Annotated in this window: 3 protein-coding genes; all 3 read left to right on the forward strand. The window is 39.5% G+C overall.

The genetic code is table 11. From position 1 onward, the window contains the following. A partial coding sequence (locus QME45_14690) for an IS110 family transposase (GenBank protein MDI6619874.1) occupies nucleotides 1–298 on the forward strand: 298 nt, incomplete at its 5' end. A 33-nt stretch (nucleotides 299–331) separates the two neighbouring features. After that, the gene (locus QME45_14695; protein MDI6619875.1) at nucleotides 332–553 is read left to right on the forward strand and encodes a hypothetical protein; all 222 of its coding nucleotides are present in this window, start codon (nucleotides 332–334) and stop codon (nucleotides 551–553) included. A gap of 114 nt (nucleotides 554–667) precedes the next feature. Continuing rightward, nucleotides 668–1,345: a hypothetical protein gene (locus tag QME45_14700; GenBank protein MDI6619876.1), complete on the forward strand. Its 678-nt coding sequence runs from the start codon at nucleotides 668–670 to the stop codon at nucleotides 1,343–1,345. Nucleotides 1,346–1,707 lie beyond the last annotated feature (362 nt).

A 1,707-nucleotide genomic window follows, 5' to 3' on the forward strand; every position in this document is an offset into this window, starting at 1 on the left:
CAAAAGCTTCAGTTCTGCGGGTAAAGGCAGGGATGAGAGCAACAAGCAGGGCAACAGGAAACTGCGGGGCTTGCTCTACTTTTTAGCGGTGTCCATGGTTGGCACCTCGACCAATAGAGTGCCTCGTAATCCTGTATTTTACGAATATTTCCATCGCAAGGTAAGCGAAGGCAAGACCAAACCCCAAGCCTTGGTCTGCGTAATGCGAAGACTGGTTAATATCATTTATGGTATGATGAAAAACAAGACCGAGTATAGGCCATATGTGCCTGAAAATATGCAAGAACAGGCTCAATAGAGCCCAATATATGCCCGAAAGGAGTTGAGGTTTATGAAAAGAAAGCTGCCGGTATTGATACTTGCCGTAGTTATTCTGCTGCAAGCCTTTACTCTTGCTGTTTTTGCTGCTTCAAAAAATGAGGGAGAATCTCGAACAGCATGTTTCTGTTCATCAGACCTTACATCCGAGGGCGCGGGTAAGGTTGCCAAAACCGTACCAGCGCAACTTGTCCGAGAAGGCAATACCGCCACTATAGGAAAATGGTGGATTTAAACAAAGCTGGCTCAATAAATAGTGGTGAGTTCAAAGTAGCTGATTATCTACCAGATATGGGGAATCCAAAAGCAAACTGGAATCAGAATTCTGGGATACTAAGAAGTGTAATGAATGAGGGAAAGCCTATTAAAGACGTATCTCCATTTCCAATGGATAATGCTGGATTTCTGGGAGCTGAAAGGAATCTACTTCAAGGCAGAGGATGGACATATAGCAATGGCTATTGGAATCTACCGTAATAAGGAGGAGAATGAATTGGCTAATAATTTTATTAAGATAGCAGAAGTAGAGATAATACCAATATTTGAACAAATAGGAGCAAAATTAACAAAGAAAACGCCTACTGAGATATCATTTTCGTTCCCAAAAATTGAGTTGTCATTTTACTTGGAAAGTGAGTTTGAAGTGTATGGAGTTATTTCGTCTAAAGAATTAAAGCAATCCGTGTATTTATCCGAAGTAATGTCAGACTATTTTAATATTGATGAAAAAGTTGTATACCAGATATCTGAAAGGATTTCTTTGGAATTGTGCATAAGAAAACTTGTAGGTATTGTGACAACTAAGATACTACCTCTTATTGCGGATGGAAAAATTTATGAAGCTATGAATATCGTTATGTCAAAAAGAAAAGAAGATCTACATAAGTATAATGAAAGCCTAATTGAAAAGGAAGCAGAAAAAGCATTTAAAGAAAAAAGGTATGAAGATGTCATTTCATATTATGCTCAAATGTCAGAATTAAGCGATGTTCAAAAAAACGATTGGAGATCTCAAAGAATAAAATAGTAAAATAAAACAACTAGAGCTGTATAGTGGTTATTACTGATTCCTATATACTTCTTGGCAAATGCAGGGTGCATCTTTATAGACACCTTAAAAAGATTGAAATATGACTGTTTGGTAGTAATCACAGACACCTTAAAGGTGTACCTTACTCAATTTACAGCTACCTAAAGGAAACTGGTTGCTGTTCGCTCAAAACCTTTAGCGGCCGGCAATGCCGGCCGCTGTAAACCGGCTGGTGCGCCCAAAGGTGAACCAGCCTTTAACCTGCACGGTTTTCAGATCGCGTGCTTCACTCTGCTATTTACAGGGTGAAGGAGGGGGTATAAGCAGATATGTTCCGCAAAGCTCACCTGCACCTAAAC

Source organism: Clostridiales bacterium, assembly GCA_030016385.1.
In the GTDB taxonomy this organism is placed as follows: Bacteria; Bacillota; Clostridia; order Clostridiales; family Oxobacteraceae; genus JASEJN01.

What these genes read in the sequence shown, in the direction of transcription:
- QME45_14695 (MDI6619875.1), top strand. Translation starts at nt 332, where the DNA reads ATGAAAAGAAAGCTGCCGGTATTGATACTTGCCGTAGTTATTCTGCTG.
- QME45_14700 (MDI6619876.1), top strand. Translation starts at nt 668, where the DNA reads ATGAGGGAAAGCCTATTAAAGACGTATCTCCATTTCCAATGGATAATG.